The organism is Absiella sp. AM09-50 (assembly GCF_003433845.1).
GTDB lineage: Bacteria > Bacillota_I > Bacilli_A > Erysipelotrichales > Erysipelotrichaceae > Hoskinsella > Hoskinsella hominis.
Window position 1 is genome coordinate 1 of the sequence record NZ_QVFI01000060.1, and the last position, 2,555, is coordinate 2,555.

Genomic DNA, 2,555 nt, shown 5'->3' on the forward strand with positions numbered 1-2,555 from the left:
ATCCGGTGCTAATGTTTAATTATTTTTAAGACATTTTCATTTTTGCTTGACATTCTTATCATTATATGGTATTAAAAAGAACAGCAAACAATTCGCTGTTCTTTTTTTACATTACGTTATATTTTAAAAACTATGTAAATCATGTTTTTTATCATCTTTCTATTTATCTTGATAAAAACATCTTGTAGACGTAATAACGGATTTCTAAAATATCACTCTAAATCATTATCCTGCATTTGAAACTAAATCATTTTGATGCTGTACATCAGCATCTGTAATCATTTCACCACTTACAATTTTCTTAATCAAACTAGTAGCATTATCTACTGTTGCTCTATCTGGTTCCATAACCCAAGCATTAAATCCATTTGCTGGAGACCATGCACTGCCATTTCCACGACCACTAACACTAATCTGCTTAATATCCCATCCTGACATATCATTGATTTGCATTTTTACTAAGGATGACATTTCATTTGAAGTCATATTTGTCTGGAAGCTTCCACCAATTGCATCCATGATACTTGAATAATTTGTGATAATAGTTGGTGATATCATTTTATTTATCATTGCCGTAATAACACGCATCTGATTACGTCCACGATCTCTATCCCCGTCTGCTAAATTATAACGTTCACGAGCAAAACGAAGTGCCATTGCCCCATCCATATCTACATTTCCTGCTGGATAAGAATATGTTCCATCACTTGCAGTAAATGCCACAGGATTTTCAACAGTAATACCTCCCAATGCATCTACTATACTAATCACACTAGAGAAATTAACTCTAGCAAAATAGTTGATTTCAGCATCAAAGTAATTTTCAACAGTTTCAACAGTACATTCCGCTCCCCATAAACCAGAGTGAGTCAGTTTATCTGTTTGTCCCCCTTGACAAGGCTGAGGAACATAGTAATCACGAGGAATACTTGTTAATAAAATCTGATGTGTTTTAGGATTTACTGTAACAATCATGTTTACATCAGAGCGTGATACAGTAGAAATTGTTCCAAAAGTATCAATACCAGTGATATACACACTAAACGGTTCCTTTGTAACGTTTACATCCTTGCTAATATCTTTTACTTCTTTTTCATAAGTATATTCTTTTATTTTTCTTGTCTCTGAATCAAAATTAGCATGATTATCTTCAAACAATCCTCTACTACCTTCATTGACTAAAATAGCATCAACTTTTCCATCATATAGATCATCACCATAATCCTTATATGATTTATAATCCACAGTAGTAATATCCTCACCAAGGTCCTTCTTTACATCTGCTAAGGCTTTGGTCATTATTTCATTATCTCCTGTTTTAATGACACCTAGTTTCTTACCTTTTAAATCTTTTATATCTTTTGCATTACTTTCTTTCATGACAACAACTGATACTACGTCGGTTTGAGTATTATTTCCAGTCATACGTCCAAAAGCATTTGTAGTTTTAAATACATACCAGTTGCCAACACCTAAAATTATTGATAAAATAACAATCAAAATTTTACCTAATATCTTATTGACTTTATTCACTCGTTTTCCCAGTTGTAAATAATACATTCCCATAAATAAAAGAATTAATACAATTAAAACAGGAATAGCATATTTTATAGGAACTATGTTCGAAATGAACATCTGTGCAACAAACGCAATTGTTAATAATGCATAAATTATAACAAAATAAAATCCAGCATTTTTCCAAATAGGTTTATTATTTATTGTCTTTTTTTTCGCCATTAATTAAACACTCCTTTTCAAAACAACACATTCATTATATCCTTTTTAAATTTATAATGCTACAAATTTTTCTTACACTTTGTTAAGAAAGGTGATACAAGTTTTGTATCACCTCTTGAATTTATCTTAACCTAAAGCAAAAATTGGTCCACCAGATGTACAATCCCCTTTATCTGTTGATTTTTCTTTAAATATTTGCTTTATTGAATATTTTTTATTATGACTTTTGAAATATGGATCATAGACGCTAACCATATTATTTTCATCTATTCCATAAATAATAATTTCATGTGTTGTCCCTTCAAATGTGAAATTTGGTGGATTCATTCCAGCAACCACAAGTTTTCCATGTCTTAAAGCATCTATTGCCTGATCAACAGTCAAGTTACCTTGACAAGCAATCCCGTAATGTTTAGAGATAGCAGGCCAAAATGAACCTATAGTGCCTGTCACTTTTCCATTATAATACCCATTTTTATAACCCCATGATGCTACATCAGGAGGTAAAATAGTTTGATTTTTCAAAAATGAGAAAGCCATAGCTGCACAAGTTTGCGCACATCCAGTGCTCGCCATTGTACCAGATCCATATTTTTTATTAGCCCAACGAGAATCTGTTTGCATATAATAAGGTATTGGAGCAGTCATACTCATGAGTTCACCATTAGAGGTATTAAAATAATATTTTCTTTGATCTATAGTTTTACTCCCTTTACACATATGCCCATCCTTGTTGAAATAATAAAGATTAGAATCACTGCTATGCCAACCTGTTGTTATAATACCTTTATCTGTAAATAAATATGTATTTCCATTTA

2 protein-coding genes are annotated in these 2,555 nt (G+C 31.5%); both read right to left on the reverse strand.

The genetic code is table 11. The features are described 5' to 3' along the window. Nucleotides 1-225: 225 nt before the first annotated feature. Complete coding sequence (locus DW114_RS21010; protein ID WP_117456285.1) at nucleotides 226-1,737, reverse strand: LCP family protein; 1,512 nt, start codon at nucleotides 1,735-1,737, stop codon at nucleotides 226-228. Nucleotides 1,738-1,863: 126 nt separating this feature from the next. Next, nucleotides 1,864-2,555: C39 family peptidase (locus tag DW114_RS21015; protein WP_199485673.1), on the reverse strand; the 692-nt coding region annotated here is incomplete at its 5' end.

What these genes read in the sequence shown, in the direction of transcription:
- DW114_RS21010 (WP_117456285.1), bottom strand. Translation starts at nt 1,737, where the DNA reads ATGGCGAAAAAAAAGACAATAAATAATAAACCTATTTGGAAAAATGCT.